The sequence below is a fragment of the Duganella sp. OV510 genome (assembly GCF_900100205.1).
In the GTDB taxonomy this organism is placed as follows: domain Bacteria; phylum Pseudomonadota; class Gammaproteobacteria; order Burkholderiales; family Burkholderiaceae_D; genus Rugamonas.
In genome coordinates, this window is sequence record NZ_FNEQ01000004.1 from 212,721 (window position 1) to 229,631 (window position 16,911).

Sequence of the window (16,911 nt, forward strand, 5' to 3'; positions counted from 1 at the left end):
TCTCAGGTTATCTTAGAAGCCGTAGCGCAGGCCGATGGTCACAGTCGGCGTCTTCGACTTGATGCGCTCGGTCACGTGCAGCGGCATATAGGTCGCATCGGTGGTAATCAGAATGCGTGGCGTCAGCTGGTACGCCACGCCCACGCCGGCAAACACGCCCGGCTTCTCTTCCGTTTCACTCCACTGCGCGCTATGGCGGATGGTGGAGGTGGTGTAGTGCGCGCCCAGGCGGCCACTCACCGAAAAATTATCCGTCACCTTCAGCAGCGTCGCCCAGTTGATGGCGATGCTATTCGCACGCGCCTCCTGGCCGCGATCTTCCAGACCGCGTGTGAAGACCGCGACTTCCACCGACTGGCGTTGCTCCGGATCGCGCAGGCCGCTGCCCAGTTCATAGCCGACATACGCGCGGCCGCTCGGGCCATGGGCGCGGCTGGTCTGTGCGCCGACGTCGGCACCGACGTACCAGGGGGATTGCTCGGCGGCGCCGGCAACGCCGGCCACAGCGGCAAGGGAAATCAGGGCTGCATGTACTGCTTTCATATAACGCTCCACGAGGTGATACAACTCAAGTTTGCGGCACTCAGGCCAAATGTACTAATTATATATTCCAAGGCTAAGTTTTCACGCCGATGGGTATCATGTTACGATACCTTGATCTTTAAGCAAGGCACAAGGCAATCGATGAGCTCACCGGAATTACTGCTGCAAGTGCTGCGGACCCAGATGCGGGCCGCTGGCGTCACCTACAAAATGCTGGCTGAGCGGATCGCGATGAGCGAATCCAGCGTCAAGCGCATGTTTGGCCAACAGGATATGTCGCTGACGCGGCTGGCGCAGATCTGCAAGGCAGCCGGCGTGCCGATGGAGGACGTGCTGCGCGGCGCCGCCGACGCCACGCCGCAGTCCGATTGCCTGACGCTGCCACAGGAAAAATCGCTGCTGGCCAATCCCAACCTGCTGCTGATGGCAATCTGCTGCCTCGGCCACTGGACGCTGGAACAGGTGCTGGAAACCTACAACCTGACCGAGCCGGAATGCATCGTCCTGCTGGCCGAACTGGACCGGCTGGGCCTGATCGAACTGAAGCCGCTGAACCGCTACCGCCTACGCGTGTCGAACGCTTTCCGCTGGCTGCCGGACGGCCCGGTGCAGCAATTCTTCCGCGAGCATGCGGTGGACGATTACTTCAGCGGCAGCTTCAACGGCGCCGGCGAAACGCTGCTGTGCCTGCCGGCGCGGCTGTCGCAGGCCAGCGCGCAGGAACTGGCCGGACGCATCCAGCAACTGGCCGGCGAGCTGGCGCGGCTGCACCAGGGCGACCGCAAGCTGGCGCCGCATGAGCGTGACGGCTTCACGCTGCTGGTCGGCTTCCGTTCGTGGGAGTTTGCCGCGTTTACCGCGCTGCGCCACAAATAAACGGCTGGATCGCCGCCACCACGACGTCCGGCGAGGTGAGCGGCATCTGGTGGCTGGAATCAACCACCACCGTCTTCGCCTTCGGATACAGCGCCTTGACCGCCGCACGCGTTGCCTCATCCATCCGGAACGCGCCAAAGTCGACCGCGATGGCGGTGCTGGACTGCGGCTGGTTGATCAGCCGCACAACCGGCTTGTCGTCGATGCCGGGCAGTTTCAGCACCATCTCGCCGGTGTCGTCGATCTGTTCGATCTCGCGCCATACCGGCCGCGAAAACGCCAGCTGGCCGGCGAGGCGCGTGGTCCATGGAAAATCCTGCGCCTTCTTCACCATGCCGGGATACAGCGAGTCGATCAGCACCAGCGCCTTCACCTCTTCCGGATACGTCCGGGCAAACAGCTGCATATACAGACCACCGAGCGAATGGCCGACCAGCACATACGGCGGCCGTAGTCCTTTGACGCGTAATGCGCCGCGCAATTCCTCGACGATGGTGCGGCCATCGCGCGGCGTGACGGCCGCCTCGCTATTGCCGTAGCCAGGCCGGTTATATACGAACACGCTGGCATCGGCCGCCAGCCGCTCCGGCACCTCGCCCCATTTGTCGATCGTGCCGCGCGAGCCGCCTTCCATCACCACCACGTCCTGCGAGGTGGCATGGCGCAGGGTCAGCGACTCCAGCTGGCGTCCATTGATGGTTTCAATGACCGGCGCGGCAAAGGCCGGCGCGGCAAGCACGAACAACAGCATGAATGATTTGAGCATCGACGTCTCCAGAAAAGAAAACGCCAGCATCGCTGCCGGCAGCCGTCTTCGCACGGCCCATGCGACGAATCGACAGACGGTGCGATGAATCGACAGCCGGCTACATCGCCCGGAACAGGTGGACGAAAGCCCGGCTCACCGGCAGCTCGCGGTCATGGCCGCGCATGCGCACGAACAGCCGGCTGGCCTCATCGCGGCGCGTGCCTTCCAGCCAGGCCAGGTTGATCAGCGTAGCGCGATGCACCTGCCAGAATTGCTGCGGGTCGAGCTGCGCAATCAGGTCGGTGATTGTGGTACGTATCAAGAACTCGCCCTGGGTTGTATCGACCACCGTGTACTTGTCGTCAGCATGGAAGAAGCGCACGTGGGCGATGTCGATGTGATGCGTACGCTCTCCCTGCGAGGCCAGGATGTAGCGCAGCCTCGGTTGCGCCGGCGTGGCGAGCAGCTGCTGCAAGGCTTGCGACATGCCATGATCAGCTGGCGATGGCGCCGCGCGCAGGCGCGCCACCGTGCGCGCCAGGCGTTCCGTGCTGACCGGCTTGAGCACATAGTCCAGCGCCGCATGCTCAAATGCCTGCAACGCAAACTGGTCAAAGGCGGTGACAAACACCACCCGCGTGTGGCCCTCGATCCCCTGCGCCACTTCCAGGCCGCTCAATCCCGGCATCTGGATATCGAGGAACGCAATATCCGGTTCCAGCTCGGCGATGCGGGCAGCGGCGTCAACGCCATTGCGCGACAAATGGAGGATGTCCAGCTCCGGCCACAGTGCCAGCAACTGGTCGCGCAGATAGTGGGCCAGGTGCGGCTCATCATCCGCAATCAGCGCGCGCGTCACGCCGCGCTCCCGGCAATGCGCTGGTAAGGCAGCTCCAGCACGGCCTCGGCGCCCTGCGCGCGCTCGTGCAGCGTCAGGCTGGCGTTGTCGCCGAACTGCGTGTGCAGCCGCGAACGCAAGTTGGCAATCGCCATCCCGGCGCCAGCCTGCAATGGCCTGCCTGGCGCGGCGAGGCCGACGCCGTCATCGGTCACGCACACATGCAAACGACCCGCGCGCACCTCGGCCTGCACCACCACGCTGCCGCCATCCAGCTTGGGCGCCAGTCCATGATGGATGGCGTTTTCGACCAGCGGCTGCAACATCAAGGTTGGCATGCGCGCCTGGCGTGCCTCCTCGCTGGCGTCGATGCGGAAGCGCAACCGGTCATCCATGCGGATCTGTAGCAGCGCGAGGTAGTTGCTGGCCATATCGAGTTCGGCATCCAGCGTGCTGTCAGTACTGCGCAGCTGCGACAGGCTGACGCGCAAATAGCCGGAAAACGTCTCCAGCATGTGCTTGGCGCGCGGCGGGTCGTAATCCATCAGGCTCTGGATATTCGCCAGCGTGTTGAATAACAGGTGCGGCTCGATCTGTCCCTGCAACAGCCGCAGCCGCGCTTCCGTCGCGTCCCGCTGCAACTGCTGCTGGCGCAGGCGTGCACGCCACCAGGCCCAATTGAGTGCCATCACAAACAGGATGAACACGGCGAACTTGGTCAGCGCGGCCGGCAGCGAAACGAACATGCCCCAGACATTGAAGCCGACCAGTATCGGCACGATGGTGAAGCCGATGGTCATGCCCAGGATGATGCCGCCCAGCGCCAGTGCGCTCAAGGCCATGCCGGCGCGGATGTCGCGCACATTGGCCATGCGCTCGGCCAACGGCGCCGGCAGCCAGCGGCCAGCCAGCCACAGCACGCCGAACAGCGTATGCACGATGCACAGGCAGATGCCGATGTTCGGCAGCAGCGAAGCCCACCACCAGCCCGGCCGGTCGATCCGCCCGAATACCGCCACAAACGACATCAGCCCGAGCGCCAGCGCAACCGCGAGCAGCGACGCCACCAGCAGGCGCTGGAGCGGGCCGACCTCGCGTCGCGGATGTAGCTCCCACAGTGAACGCCACGCCTCAAGCAACATCGCTTCTCCTACCAGATCGGGCCGAGGAACAGGTAGCCGCTACCCTTGCCCTCCTTGGTGGCGCCGGCGCCAAAGTACAGCGGGCCGAAACGCGTATCCACCGAGATGAAGGCGCTACCCGCCTGCTTCAACTTGCCCCAACTGAGCGGATCGGACGGACTGTAGGCGGCGCCTGCTTCCAGCGAGAAGCCCAGCCGCACATCGCCGCCCAGCGCGGCCGGCATGGCGCCAATGCTGCGCGCTATCACCACCCGCCCCAGCACCGTGCGGCTGCCCACCACAGAATTGGGCTCGGTGCCTGACAGGCGCAGGAAGCCGCCGAGATTATTGTCATTGGCACCACCCAGGCTGCGCGCCCATTCGCCATACACGTGACCGGCCCAGCGGCCGACGTGGAAGGCTTCCATGCCTTTCAACTCCTGCCGCGCCGGCACTGGCTCGCTGGTGTCGCTCTTGTTGCGCTTCAGCGCGCGCTGCCAGTTCAGGCTGACCAGCGTGCCGCGCGTCGGGAAGGCGATGGTGTCCAGCGTGTCGACATTGAAGCTCAGCTGCTGGACGGTCTGGAAGGCACGATGGTTGGTCGCGTCTTCCGGCACGCTCAGGTGACGGTTGCTGACCTGGCGCGCGACCGTGTAACGCAAGTCACCCCAGCGGCCCAGCTGGCGCCCCAGTGCCATTGTCACAGCGGTGTAGTCATAGGCATAGCGCGCCTGGCGGAAGCCGGTGGAATTGAAGATGTCGCTGGCGCCGGCACCGTACTCCAACGATGGCGCTGCATACCACTGCGATCCTACGCCGAGCGGCTGCCAGAACTGCGTGCCCAGAATACGGTCGGTGCCAACGCTGGCGATGCTGCGCAATTCGCCGCCCCAGTCGTTCAGCGACGACATCACATGCATGGCCTTCAGCTGGAACGCGCTGTTGTCGCTGAAGTCGCTGTTCAGTTCTATGCCGACGCGCAGGCGGCTGTGCGCCCAGTCGGCCTCGGTCGGCTTGATCAGGACGCTGCGGCCATTCTCATCGTCGCGCACCTCGGTTTCCACGCGTGCCAGGTCGCCACGGCCGAACAGATGGTTGCCGGCGCTGGTCGCCTGCTCGCTGGTGACCATCTGGCCGATCTTCAGGCCGGTCTGCACTTCCAGTTCCTTGGGATTGATGCGGCCACTTGGCGCTACTTCCAGCTTGGTCAATTGCACCGGCTGGTCAATCGCCACCGGCGCCGACAGGCGTTTCACTTCATATGCCGCGTACTGCGTTTCCGGCAACGCCAATTTGACCAGCTTTTCGCTCATCGCCCGTACTGCCGCCTCACCTTCCTTCATGGCGCGCTCATGACGGCCGAAGTCGAGGAAGCCGATGCCGCCCAGGTCCGGTTGCAGCAGGATGTCATTGGGCCGCAGCTCCTTCAGCGAGCGCTGGACGTTCTGTTCGGTGAGGATCTGCAGCATCTGCTGCGCCACGCTGACCGCGCTGACCAGTTCCTTCTCCTGCGCCAACGGCGTGCCGACGTTGACCGCGATGATGATGTCGGCGCCCATTTCGCGCGCCACGTCCACCGGCAGGTTGCGCACCAGGCCACCGTCGACCAGCAGGCGCTGGTTGATACGCACCGGCGCGAACACGCCCGGCACCGCCAGCGAGGCGCGCATCGCCAGGAACAACGGCGTGTCGTTCAGCTCCACCAGTTCTCCGGTCACCAGGTCGGAGGCGACCGATCGGAATGGCAGTTGCAGCAGGTTGGCCGGCTTGTCGCGCGCGCCCGGTGGCAGCACGCGCGTCAGCGCCAGTTCCAGCGCCTCGTTGCCGGCGGCGGCCGGCGGCAGCGAGACGCCATCCGTATGCGCACCGAATTCGATCCGCGACGGCAGCAGCAGGTCTTCTTCGCGGCGCCGATAGACCAGTTCATCGCGCGGAGGTCGGTCCGCCACCACGGCGTTCCAGTCGGTGCGGCGCACCAGCTGTTCCAGCTGATCGACCGAGCTGCCGGCGGCATAAGCGCCGCCCACCACGCTGCCCATGCTGGTGCCGACCACAAAGTCGACCGGCACGCGCAACTCCTGCAACGCGCGCAGCACGCCGATGTGGGCGAAGCCGCGCGCGCCGCCGCCGGACAGCACCAGCGCCACCTTGGGACGCGGCTTGAGCGTCGCATCCGGAGCGATTGAGATGGCATTCGGCTGGTCGGCAGCCTGCGCGACAGATATGAAAAGGCCGCAGCATAAAGCTGCGGCCAGCATGCGGATATAAGCCATGGAGTAGCCTATTGTTTGTTTTGCGGCGGATTGGTCGGGATGGGCGCAATGCCCATCGGCGCGATCGGCGCCGGGTTCGGCGTCTGCTGCTGCGGCGATGCCACGGTTGGCGGCGGCGCCGGCATCACGGTCGGCGCGGGCTGCGGCTGCTGCACCGGCAGACCCGGCATCACCGCCGGCACGCTGCTCACGCCGGCGTCGCTGGGCAGGTCGAGGCGCTTGTTGACGCCTCCCTCGGAGATGATGACGTGGCGGGCATGGACTTCCTTCACCGTCACGCCCGGCACCACTTCCTTGCCGATGGCGATGGCCAGCGCCGGCTGGGTATCGACCGAAATGATGGCGGCGCTGTCGTTGCCTCGCGCGGCAACCACGCCTTTCAGCTGGTAATTGCTGACCACCGCCACCGTCACCTGGCCGCCGAACAGGCTCTTGGCCGCATCCAGGTTGACGCCCATCGGCGGTGGCGGCGGTGGCGCGGTAATCGCGCGCTGCGGCGGCTTGAACAACTGCAGTCCCCAATAGGCCAGCGATGCGGACAGCAGCACCACGGCGAGAACAGTAACGATTAAGGGCAAACGCTTCATGGTGTCCTTGTTGTATTCCTGACGATCAGCGTACCAGCTGATTGATTTCGATAATAGGCATCAGCACCGCCAGCACGATCAGCAGCACCACCACGCCCATGGCCAGGATCAGCGCCGGTTCCAGCAGGCCGGCGATGGTCAGCGTGCGGCGTTCCAGATCGGCTTCCTGCGCGGCGGCGGCGCGGTCCAGCATGGCCGGCAGCTCGCCGGTGATTTCGCCGGCGCGTATCATATGGACCAACATTGGCGGGAAGTGCTTCTGCGCCGACAGCGCGCGCGCCAGGCTGACGCCTTCACGCACGCCGTCGCTGGCCTCTTCCACCAGTTCCTGCATGGCGACGTTGTTCAGCGTATCGCGGCTGGTTTCCAGCGCGCGCAGTATCGGCACGCCGGAGCCGGTAGTGATCGCCAGCGTGCTGGCGAAACGCGCGGTATTCAGGCTGCGCTCGAATTTGCCGTAGATCGGCGCGGTCAGCAGCCAGGTATGCCAGCGCCGCTTCAGTGCTGGATTCTGCAAGGCGCGCCGCCACGCCACCCAGGCGCCGATCAGCGCGATGCCGACCACGATGCCGTAGTGGCGCACGAAGTCCGACACCGCCAGCATGACGATGGTGAGGAACGGCAGCTTCTGCTTGGTGTTGGCGAACACCGAGACGATCTGCGGCACCACATACGTCAGCAGGAAAATCACGATGGCAAACGCCACCACCGTGACAATGGCCGGATAGGTGAATGCCAGCTTCACCTTCTGTATCAGCGCATTGCGGCGCTCGATGTAGTCGGCAAGGCGCGACAGCACGCGCGACAGCTGGCCGATCTGCTCGCCGGACGCCACCAGTGCGCGGTAGATCTCGGCGAAGTCGCGCGGATGGCGTCCCAGCACGGCGGACAGTGAATCGCCGCCGATCACTTCCGAGCGCACCGACGCGATCAGGTCGCGCAGGTAGGGACGCTCGGCCTGTTCCAGCAAGGCGGTGAATGCCTGCTCCAGCGGCAGCCCCGCTTCCAGCAGGCTGGCCAGCTGGCGCGTGAACAGCGCCAGCTCGGTGGACGACAGGCGCTCGCCAAAGCCACGACTCTTGGCGACGCCAGCAGCGTCAACCTGGGCAGCGATGGTGTCGACCTTGAGCGGCACCAGTCCTTGCGAACGCAGCTCGGCGCGCGCCGAACGCGCGCTGTCCGAATTGAGCACGCCTTTTTTGGTGGCGCCGCCGGCATCGACGGCTTCATAACGAAATGCGGGCATGGTGGTTGGCCTAGTCCTTGGTCACGCGCATCAACTCGGCCTGGGTGGTGACACCCTGCTCCAGCCAACGGTCGCCGTCATCGCGCATGGTCTGCATGCCATCGGCAACCGCCGTGGCCTTGATCTCGGCTTCCGAAGCGCGGTTGTGGATCTGCGCGCGGATCTGCTCCGTGGTCTCCAGAAATTCGTAGACGCCGACGCGCCCCTGGTAGCCGGTATGGCCGCAATGTTCGCAGCCAACCGCGTGCCACAGCTTGCCGTCGAAGGTCTTGCAGCTCGGGCACAGCTTGCGTACCAGGCGCTGCGCCAGCACGCCAAGCAGCGTCGACGACAGCAGGAACGGCTCGATGCCCATGTCCAGCAGACGGGTGACAGCAGCGGCGGCGTCGTTGGTGTGCAGCGTGGCCAGCACCAGGTGGCCGGTCAGCGAAGCCTGTACTGCGATCTGCGCGGTTTCCAGGTCGCGGATCTCACCGATCATAATGACGTCCGGGTCCTGCCGCAGAATTGCGCGCAGGGCCTTGGCGAAGGTCATGTCGATGCGGGTGTTGACCTGCGTCTGGCCAACGCCGGCCAGATCGTATTCGATCGGGTCTTCCACCGTCATGATGTTGGTGGTGCTGGCGTTCAGCAGCGCCAGCGCGGCGTACAGCGTGGTGGTTTTACCGGAGCCGGTCGGGCCGGTCACCAGCACGATGCCGTGCGGCTGGTTGATCGTGGTGCCGAAACGCGGCAGCATGGTGTCGCTCATGCCAAGGTGGTTCAGGTCCAGGCGGTTGGCTTCCTTGTCCAGCAGACGCAGCACAGCGCGTTCGCCGTGGCCTGTCGGCAGCGTCGAGACGCGCACGTCAACCGGCTTGCCGCCGATGCGCAAGGTGATGCGGCCGTCCTGCGGCAGGCGCTTCTCGGCGATGTCCAGTTGCGCCATGATCTTGATACGCGAGATCAGCGAACCGTGGATGGCCTTGCGCGGACGGACGATGTCGCGCAGCGTGCCGTCGACGCGGAAGCGCACCACCGAGGTCTGCTCGAATGGTTCGATGTGGATATCGGAGGCGCCGTCGCGCAACGCCTGCGTCAGCAGCGCGTTGATCATGCGGATCACCGGCGCGTCGTCGGACGATTCCAGCAAGTCCTCGATGGCCGGCACATCCTGCAGCAGCTTGGTCAGGTCCAGGTCGGCGTCGAATTCTTCCGCCACCATCGAGGCGTTGCCGCCCGAGCTGGCGTAGGCGGCGGCGATCGCGCTTTCCAGATCGGCGCGGCTCAGGTTCTTCAGCTGGATGCGGCCGAAACGGCGCGATACTTCCGCGATGGCGGCCGGCGCGGTGGCGCCGCACACCAGCACATCGACGGTGCTTTCGGCATCCTCGCTGTACTGGGCCAGCACCACGAAATCGCGGGCGAAGGCGTAGGGGAGCAGGTTACTCATATCACTGCTGCACTGGCTGTGCCGGCTGGATGTTCGAAGCGCCGCCCGGCAAACGCGTCGGCAGCGGCGCCGGCGGCACCGGTGCGGCGACCGCGCCGCCACTGATTGGCGCGCCGTTCTGCAACTGCGGCAGCATCGGCTGGCCAAGATCCTTGACCAGCGAGCTGTCCGGCGGCAGGATGGCCTGCTGCTGGCCGCGCATGTAGTCATAACGGTCGGTGGCCAGGCTGGTGCTCTGCTCCTTGCTGCGGATCACGACCGGGCGCAGGAACACCATCAGGTTGGTCTTCTTGCGGGTGCGCGACTGCGACTTGAACAGATTGCCCAGTACCGGGATGTTGCCCAGGCCTGGCACTTTATCGACGCCATCGCCTTCGGTGTCTTCAATCAGGCCGCCCAGCACGACGATCTGGCCGTCGTCGGCGATGACGTTGTTCTCGATCACGCGGTTGTTCAGCGTGATGCCGGAAGCGGCGGTCAGCGTCGATTTATCCACGCTGGAGGTCTCGTGGTAGATCGCCAGCTTGATGGTGCCGCCCTCGGAAATCTGCGGACGCACTTTCAGCGTCAGGCCAACGTCCTTGCGGTCGATGGTCTGGAACGGATTGCTGTTGGTGCCGGAGGTGGTGGTGAACTGGCCGGTCAGGATCGGCACGTTCTGGCCGACGCGGATAGTAGCCAGCTCGTTGTCCAGCGTGACCATGTTCGGCGTCGACAGGATGTTGGCATTGCCGTCCGATTCCAGCGCGCTTGCCACCGCGCCCAGCCCCAGCGCGCCGCCGACCTGCTTGAACAGGCCGACCGTCAAGCCGTTGCTTGGCAAAGTCTTGTTGGCATAGATCGACGTCAGCGCGCCATCAGTGCCGTTGGTGGTGAACGACTGCAAGGCGCCCAGCCGGTACTTGCTGGTATCGCTGCCGGTGGCGCCGACCCATTGCACGCCGAATTCCGACGCCTTGTCCGACGTGACTTCAACAATCAGCGATTCGATGTAGACCTGCGCGCGGCGCACGTCCAGCTGGTCGATTACGGCACGCAGGTTGCGATACACCGATTCCGGCGCGGTGATGATCAGCGTGTTGGTGGTGGCGTCGGCCTGGATGAAGCCACCGCCGCTGCCACCGCCGCTGTTCTGCGCATTGCCGGAGCCGCTCAGCAACGGATTGGTCGGGCCGGAGCCGCCACTGCCCGAGCTGCCGCTGCCGGAGCTGCTGTTGCTGTTGTTACTGCCCAGACTATTCGAGCCGTTGTTGTTCTGCGAATTGAGGCCACCGGTGCCGCTGGTGTTATTGCTGCCCTGGGTCGAGCTTTCACCCGACACTACCGAGCGCAGCGTCTGCGCCAGCTTGGTCGCTTCGGCATTCTTCAGGTAGACCACGTGCACATTGCCCAATTCCTGGGTCGGCTGATCCAGCTTGGCGATCAGCGACTTGGCCAGGTTGGAGCGTGCCGCAGACGGCGCGCGCAGGATCAGCGAATTGGTGCGCGGGTCAGCCAGCACGGTGACCTTGCCGGCATCGGCAGCGCCGCCGCCAGAGTCCATCAGCTTGTTGATCATCGTGGCCAGGTCGCTGGCGATGGCGTGGCGCACCGGGATCACATCCAGGTCGGTCACGGCCGGCGCATCCAGCGCGGCGACGATCTTGGCCAGGCGCTTGACGTTGTCGGCGTAGTCGGTGACCACCACGCTGTTGTTGCCCGGATTGGCGTTGATGGTGTTGTTCGGCGAGATCAACGGACGCAGCACCGCCACCACATTGTTGGCCGACTCGTAACTCAGGTGGAACACCTGGCTGACGATCTGGTCGCCCTTGGCCGAAGCCTGCGACGCGCCCACCTGGGTTGGCGTGGCCTGCAATTTGGCGTCCGCTTCCGGCACCACCTTGGCGTAGCCGTCGCCACTGACGACGGCAAAGCCGTTCATGCGCAGCGCGGAGGTCAGCAGCGCAAATGCCTGCGTCTTGGTCACCGGCTTTTCCGACACCACGGTCAGCGTGCCCTTGACGCGCGGATCGATGACGAAGGTGATGTTGGTGTAATGGCCGACGGCCTTGACCACCGATTCGAGGTCGGCGCCGACAAAGTTCAGCGCGGCGTCCTCCGTGGCGGCATGCGCCAGTGCTGGCAGCAGCAGCGCGGCGGTCGGCGCGGCGCTGATCGCGCAGCACAGCATCGCACCCGCGCTCAGGCGGCGCAGCACGGGGAGATTGGTTTTGCTAACGGACTGGTTTTTCATAGTCTGAACTTTATCTTTAATGGAACTCTAAAGCGATCACGTTACGGTCATTACCCGGCTTGCGCTGGCCCAGCAAACTAAGCAGGTTGGCCAGCGTGTCATCGTATCCTGGTGCTGCGGTGGCTTCGCCGGAAAACTGCAGGCGGCCGTTGGTCAGGTTGCCCTTGCCACTCAACAGCAGCGGGCCTTTGACCGAGTTAAGCGTCAACTGCGCCTGCTGCGCATGCCAGTCCAGCGCCAGCGCATAGCTGCCCAGCGGGCGGATCGGCGACAGGCGCGACGACATATCCGTCATCTCCAGCGTGGTGCGGCCGTTGACGCTGACCTGGCCCTGGGTCAGCGCCAGTTCCAGGCTGCTCCACGACAGCCGCATATTGCCGCTGGGCGCCATGGTGTTCAACGGCGCGCCCAGGCCGGACAAGCCTTCCGCCGGCAGCAGCAACGCCGAAGGGCTCAACTGCCATTGCGACCAGCTGCCGCGGAACGTCACCGGCTGCGCCAGCGCTTGCGGATTCTCCAGTTGCAGCTCGACCATGCCGAGCAGCGCCAGCGGCGAAATCTTCCAGCTGAAGCGCCCCGGCAGCAGCGGCGTGACCGGGCCGCTATCGCCTGCCGCACCGCCAACAAAGGCAGAGCCTCGCCACAGCGTACCTTGCGCGTCTCCCAGCGTCAAACGGCCGCCGGTGCGCTGCTCGACTATGGAACCCAGCCACGCTGCGGGAAAGAATACCAGCAAGGTGAGCACCATCGTCAGCGCGATGGTCAGCAGCCAGAACAAGGCGCGTTTCATCGGACTCCCTGGCGCAGCGTCAGTGTGGCGTTGACCACGCCCGGCGCCTCCTGCGCGGTAAAGCTGGCGTCCACCACATTGATGCGGCTTTCGGTGCGGATCGCGTCCAGCCACGCCACCACGCCGGCATACTGGGCGCCGGTGAAGGCCAGCTTGGCGTATTCGCCGGTGACGTTGAGCGACTGCGGAGTCAGGCCGCGTGCGGCCAGGCCGGCGTTCAGGCTGTCGCGCGTCATCGGCGTTGGTGCGATGCTGTTCTGGCCTTTCAACGCCTGCGCTTCGCGCGCCATCCCCTGCATCTCGGCGGCCTGCTGGTGTAGCTGCGGCAGTTCCTTGTGCAGTTGCTCGCGGCCGCTCAGTGCCGGATCGACCAGCAGGCTGTAAAACAGGCCGACGCCGACCACGATGCCGCCGATGCGCAGCAGCTTGCGTTCCTGCGCGGTGCGCACCTGCCAGAAGGCGTCGGCGCGCGCGCGCAGCGTTTGGATGGGATTCGGCTTGCTCATGATTTTGCTCCAGCGGCGACCGGCGCGATGCGCCATGCGCCCGGCGTCGGTTCCTGCATTTCCAGCTTGCGGCCGGCCAGCGCTTCGCGCAGCAGCTGCACCGCCGATGCATCGACGGTATTCGGCTTGACCTTGACCAGCAGCGCGTGGTCCTTGTATTCCAGGTTGGCGATGATGTCCTTGCGCGGCAGCACGCCCAGCGCTTCGCCGAAGGCGGCGCTCAGCGTGACGAATTCGTCGCCGCCGGCCTCGCCACTATTGGCCTTGGCCAGGCGGATATTGCGGCGCATCTGATCCTGCGGCGCCGCCACCAGCGGCTCGTTCGGATAGACCGACTTGAAGGTCTGCACCATCGACTGGCCGACAGCTTTGGCTTCGCCCTTGAGGCGGAACCACTCGATGTTCAGGCCCACTACATTGACCAGCAGCGCCAGCACGCCGATGCGCAATGGCCAGCGCCAGCGCTGCCACGCGCGCGCCGAGGCGTCGCTGTTGGCAATGCCGGACGCCAGATCCAGGCCGGCGCCGCGTGCGGCGGCGATCCAGTGCGCCCAGTGGTCTTCTTCCAGCGTCAGGTGCGGAATCTCGGCGGCCAGCGGCGCAAACTGCGTCTTCTGCGCGGCCGACACGTACAACGTCAGCGGCTGCTCGCCGGCCAGTGCACGCAGCGTTTGCAACGCCGTCTGTGGTTGCGCCGGCAGCGTCATGCCCAGGCCCTCGAACTGCGACTGGCGCATCACCACATCGTAGCCGGCGTCGCCCGGCACCAGCGCGGCCGACACGGCACCCGGCTGGAATGGCAGCGCCAGTTGCGACGGCACCGCCGATACCGCGTGCGCACCTTGCGCCACCAGCGCCTTGACCAGCACCTCCAGCCACGCGCGCTGCACCACCGCCACGGTGCGCATGCCTTCATCGTCGGCGGCGCTGGCAGCCAGCACGCAGTCGTCCGGATCGCCCAGCACGTGTTCTTCCACCAGCGCCGGCAATGCGGCCTTCAGCTTGGCGGAGGACAGCGGCGGTGCTTTCACCCGCAGCAGCGTGACGTCCGACGCCGCCAACAACAGCGTGACGCGGCGCGCCGAGGCCACCATGTCGCTCAGGTTACCCAGCGGGGACGTGCCCTGTTGCAGCAGGTTGCCGCCATCGCCCACCAGCGCGAACGGGCAAGCCTGGGCCGCACCGCTGTCGATGCTGGCCCTGGACGGATAGCGGATAAATAATGTAGTCAAAGGATCTCGCTTTCGTTCATCGCGGTTCTAGTATTCCCGTATCCATACCACTTTGGTGATCGCCAGTTTGCTCTGCCGCTCCAGCAGGGATTGCGTCTCCAGCGTGGCGCGGTCCAGCTTTACCCGGCTGTAGGCCAGGAAGTAATCGCTGCGCACATCCCATTTCGCCTTGATCTGCTTGCCGGAGATCTGCGGCAGGGCAAGGAAAGTACCGGTGTTCAGATAAAAACTGGTCTTGCGCGCGCTGACTATCGCCGCCGCATCCGACAGCGACAGGCCAGGCACGAGTGCCGACAACACTTCGGCCGGCGCCGTGTTCACATTCACCGCCACCAGGCCCGGCGCCGGCAGCACGATGACATAATCGCGCAGCTTGTCCACCGCAGCCGGCGTAAAGCCGCTCACCGCCAGCAGGTCCTCCGCCCGCACCAGTCCCATAGGCTCGGTGCCGCTGGACTGCTGCTGTTGCTGCGGCACCTGGGCCACATTCGACTGCGCCACCATATTCGCCACGCCCTGCGCCAGGCCGGAATCCAGATTCAGGTTGCTCAGCAGCCGCTGGAACACTTCCATCTCATCGGCATTCGGCGTTCTGCCGGTGGCCAGGTTGCCCAGATTGTAGCGCGACTGCGCATCGGTCATACGGCCCAATAGCGTGGCATTAAAGCTTTCACCCTGCAAGCGTTCGCGTTCAACATAATCATCCAGCCGCGTTTCCTCCAACGGCGTGGCCCACACGCCGTTGGGCTGCGTATAGTTGGGCGAGTGCGCGTAGTCCTCATTCAGCACCAGCCGGCTCAGGTCCAGCGCACCGCGCAAGATCCAGCGCGTTTGCAGTTGCAGACGCTGGTTTTCCATCGAGCGCACCTGCACCTGCTGCAACCAGAACAGGCTGGCGACGATGGTGACCGCCAGCGTACTCAACAGCAACGCCGTGATGATGGCCACACCCTTTTGTCGGCGCAGCTTCACAGTGCCCCCATCAGGAAGGCTTTCACCATCGGCACCGCCTGCCCTTGCAGCGACAGCGACACTTCCAGCCCGGTGACCTGGTTGGTCGGGCCGATGGTGCTGAAACCGGCGGCCTGGCGCCAGCCGCCAGCATTGGCGGCGTTCTGCGTGAAGCCCGGCGGCCCCGGCACCCACACCCGCATATTCATGCCCTGCACGCGGTCCTGCAGCGCCACCGTGCCGGTCGTGTCGGCATCGCTGAGCGAGGCTTGCCACAAGTTGTCCAGCTGCGCCAGTTCGCGCGTGGCGTTCGACTCGCGCCGCGTCAGCACGCCGTCGGCATTGACGCGGTAGGACACCACTTGCAGGCGCGTGGGCTGGTTGTCGGTCATCACCATGCGCACCAGCGTGATGCGGTTGTCCTCCGCCTGCAGGTAGGCGCGGTTGCGCAGCAGCGTGCTGTTGGCCAGGTTGGCGCAGTCGCTCTGCATTTGCGCGAACGCCAGTTGCAGGCCGCGCGTCTGGTCCATGTCGGCGGTCAGCGCGCTGCGCGAACGGACGATGCTGTCCAGCCCACGCCAGCCCAGCACCGCCATCATCGCCAGGATGGAGATGGCCAGCAGCAGTTCGATCAGCGTGAAGCCGCGCGCTTTCGTGGAACGCGCCATCATGAGTTCAGCACCAGTTGCACCAGCTTGATGATGCGGCGTTCCGGATTGCGCGCGTCATACACGCTGACCTCGACCCGGCGGAAGCGCGGATTCGGGCTGGCGATGACTTCTTCCTCGCACATCAGTTGCAGCTCGCCCTGCGGGCAGTCGTAGGTGGTCTTGCCGATCGCCGGGAACACGCGCGACAGGCGCAGTTGCACCAGCCGGTTCTCGGCCGACCAGGTGGCCATCATGTGGGCGCGCAGGCCGTCGCTGTTGGAAGTCAGGCTGCCGACTGCGCGCAGCGACGCGATCAGCGCGGTGGCCACGATCATCAGCGCGACCAGCACTTCCAGCATGGTGAACCCGGGGGAGGAGCGGCGGCGCATATCAGTCCACCGTGAAATGGCCGATGCCGTCGGCGCGGATGGCGACACTGCTGCCGTCATTGGCGGCCATGGTCAGCACAAAGGGTTTGTCGACCGGCTCGCGGCCGAAGATGATGCGCAGCGAGCCATCCGCCACCGCCGGTTGTGGGTCCAGCATCAGCGTTACCGGCACGCGCTTGAAGTCGCGCTCGCGCAGCAAATCGTCCTGCGTCACCTGCTCCCATTCCTTGTTGTCGTTGCGGACCATGAAGCGGTATTTGTCGCTGCCGGCTTCGAAGGCGATCAGGCGATTGCGCACAATGGCTTCATCGCGCGCCAGTTGCAGCAGCAGCGCGATGCGCTTGGCGTCCTGCTCCAGCGACTGTTTCTGGCTGGGGGCGGCGCTAAGCGTGGCCACGCCCAGCGTGATGCCGAGGATGACCATCACTACCAGCAGTTCAATCAGCGTGAAGCCACGCTGCCTCGCGCCCATGATGCCAGCTCCCTTCTGTGA

At 65.1% G+C, this 16,911-nt stretch carries 17 protein-coding genes; 1 reads left to right on the forward strand and 16 read right to left on the reverse strand.

Translation table 11 applies throughout. From position 1 onward, the window contains the following. Nucleotides 1-12 precede the first annotated feature (12 nt). Nucleotides 13-543 (reverse strand): outer membrane protein, encoded by a 531-nt coding sequence (locus BLS51_RS13215; RefSeq protein ID WP_090189182.1) that lies wholly within the window; start codon nt 541-543, stop codon nt 13-15. Between the two features lie 141 nt (nt 544-684). Between BLS51_RS13215 and BLS51_RS13220 the strand changes: the two genes are divergently transcribed. Beyond that, nucleotides 685-1,419, forward strand: a complete 735-nt coding sequence (locus BLS51_RS13220) for a helix-turn-helix domain-containing protein (protein WP_090189180.1) — start codon at nt 685-687, stop codon at nt 1,417-1,419. On the opposite strand, the gene BLS51_RS13225 is transcribed toward BLS51_RS13220, so the two are convergent. The 15 genes from BLS51_RS13225 to gspH all read right to left on the reverse strand — a co-directional run bounded on the left by BLS51_RS13225 (nt 1,397) and on the right by gspH (nt 16,890). Continuing rightward, complete coding sequence (locus tag BLS51_RS13225) at nt 1,397-2,185, reverse strand: alpha/beta fold hydrolase (RefSeq protein ID WP_090189178.1); 789 nt, start codon at nt 2,183-2,185, stop codon at nt 1,397-1,399. The two genes, BLS51_RS13220 and BLS51_RS13225, sit on opposite strands and share 23 nt — an antisense overlap. 100 nt (nt 2,186-2,285) lie before the next feature. Continuing rightward, nucleotides 2,286-3,026: a LytR/AlgR family response regulator transcription factor gene (locus BLS51_RS13230; protein ID WP_090189176.1), complete on the reverse strand. Its 741-nt coding sequence runs from the start codon at nt 3,024-3,026 to the stop codon at nt 2,286-2,288. Beyond that, on the reverse strand, nt 3,023-4,147 hold the full coding sequence (locus tag BLS51_RS13235) for a sensor histidine kinase (RefSeq protein WP_090189174.1): 1,125 nt from the start codon (nt 4,145-4,147) through the stop codon (nt 3,023-3,025). Before BLS51_RS13235 ends, BLS51_RS13230 begins: the two co-directional genes overlap by 4 nt. Before the next feature lie 8 nt (nt 4,148-4,155). Continuing rightward, nucleotides 4,156-6,399, reverse strand: a complete 2,244-nt coding sequence (locus BLS51_RS13240; RefSeq protein ID WP_090189172.1) for a patatin-like phospholipase family protein — start codon at nt 6,397-6,399, stop codon at nt 4,156-4,158. Nucleotides 6,400-6,407: 8 nt separating this feature from the next. Further along, nucleotides 6,408-6,986, reverse strand: coding sequence for a type II secretion system protein N (locus tag BLS51_RS13245; protein WP_090189170.1), 579 nt, complete (start codon nt 6,984-6,986; stop codon nt 6,408-6,410). A gap of 25 nt (nt 6,987-7,011) precedes the next feature. Beyond that, on the reverse strand, nt 7,012-8,232 hold the full coding sequence (gene gspF / locus BLS51_RS13250) for a type II secretion system inner membrane protein GspF (protein ID WP_090189168.1): 1,221 nt from the start codon (nt 8,230-8,232) through the stop codon (nt 7,012-7,014). A gap of 10 nt (nt 8,233-8,242) precedes the next feature. Further along, entirely contained in the window at nt 8,243-9,664 is a 1,422-nt protein-coding gene (gene gspE, locus BLS51_RS13255; protein ID WP_090189166.1) for a type II secretion system ATPase GspE, read from the reverse strand. Between the two features lies 1 nt (nt 9,665). Then, nucleotides 9,666-11,900: a type II secretion system secretin GspD gene (gene gspD, locus BLS51_RS13260; RefSeq protein ID WP_090189164.1), complete on the reverse strand. Its 2,235-nt coding sequence runs from the start codon at nt 11,898-11,900 to the stop codon at nt 9,666-9,668. A gap of 16 nt (nt 11,901-11,916) precedes the next feature. Then, complete coding sequence (locus BLS51_RS13265; protein WP_090189162.1) at nt 11,917-12,690, reverse strand: type II secretion system protein N; 774 nt, start codon at nt 12,688-12,690, stop codon at nt 11,917-11,919. After that, nucleotides 12,687-13,196, reverse strand: a complete 510-nt coding sequence (gene gspM, locus BLS51_RS13270) for a type II secretion system protein GspM (RefSeq protein ID WP_090189160.1) — start codon at nt 13,194-13,196, stop codon at nt 12,687-12,689. The genes BLS51_RS13265 and gspM overlap by 4 nt, the downstream gene beginning before the upstream one ends. Next, nucleotides 13,193-14,428, reverse strand: coding sequence for a type II secretion system protein GspL (gene gspL, locus BLS51_RS13275; protein ID WP_090189158.1), 1,236 nt, complete (start codon nt 14,426-14,428; stop codon nt 13,193-13,195). The genes gspM and gspL overlap by 4 nt, the downstream gene beginning before the upstream one ends. 27 nt (nt 14,429-14,455) lie before the next feature. After that, entirely contained in the window at nt 14,456-15,400 is a 945-nt protein-coding gene (gene gspK, locus BLS51_RS13280) for a type II secretion system minor pseudopilin GspK (protein WP_090189157.1), read from the reverse strand. Further along, entirely contained in the window at nt 15,397-16,050 is a 654-nt protein-coding gene (locus tag BLS51_RS13285; RefSeq protein ID WP_090189154.1) for a PulJ/GspJ family protein, read from the reverse strand. The genes gspK and BLS51_RS13285 overlap by 4 nt, the downstream gene beginning before the upstream one ends. Continuing rightward, the gene (gspI, locus tag BLS51_RS13290; RefSeq protein WP_139168701.1) at nt 16,047-16,418 is read right to left on the reverse strand and encodes a type II secretion system minor pseudopilin GspI; all 372 of its coding nucleotides are present in this window, start codon (nt 16,416-16,418) and stop codon (nt 16,047-16,049) included. The genes BLS51_RS13285 and gspI overlap by 4 nt, the downstream gene beginning before the upstream one ends. Nucleotide 16,419: 1 nt before the next feature. Beyond that, nucleotides 16,420-16,890, reverse strand: coding sequence for a type II secretion system minor pseudopilin GspH (gspH, locus tag BLS51_RS13295; protein ID WP_090189150.1), 471 nt, complete (start codon nt 16,888-16,890; stop codon nt 16,420-16,422). Nucleotides 16,891-16,911 lie beyond the last annotated feature (21 nt).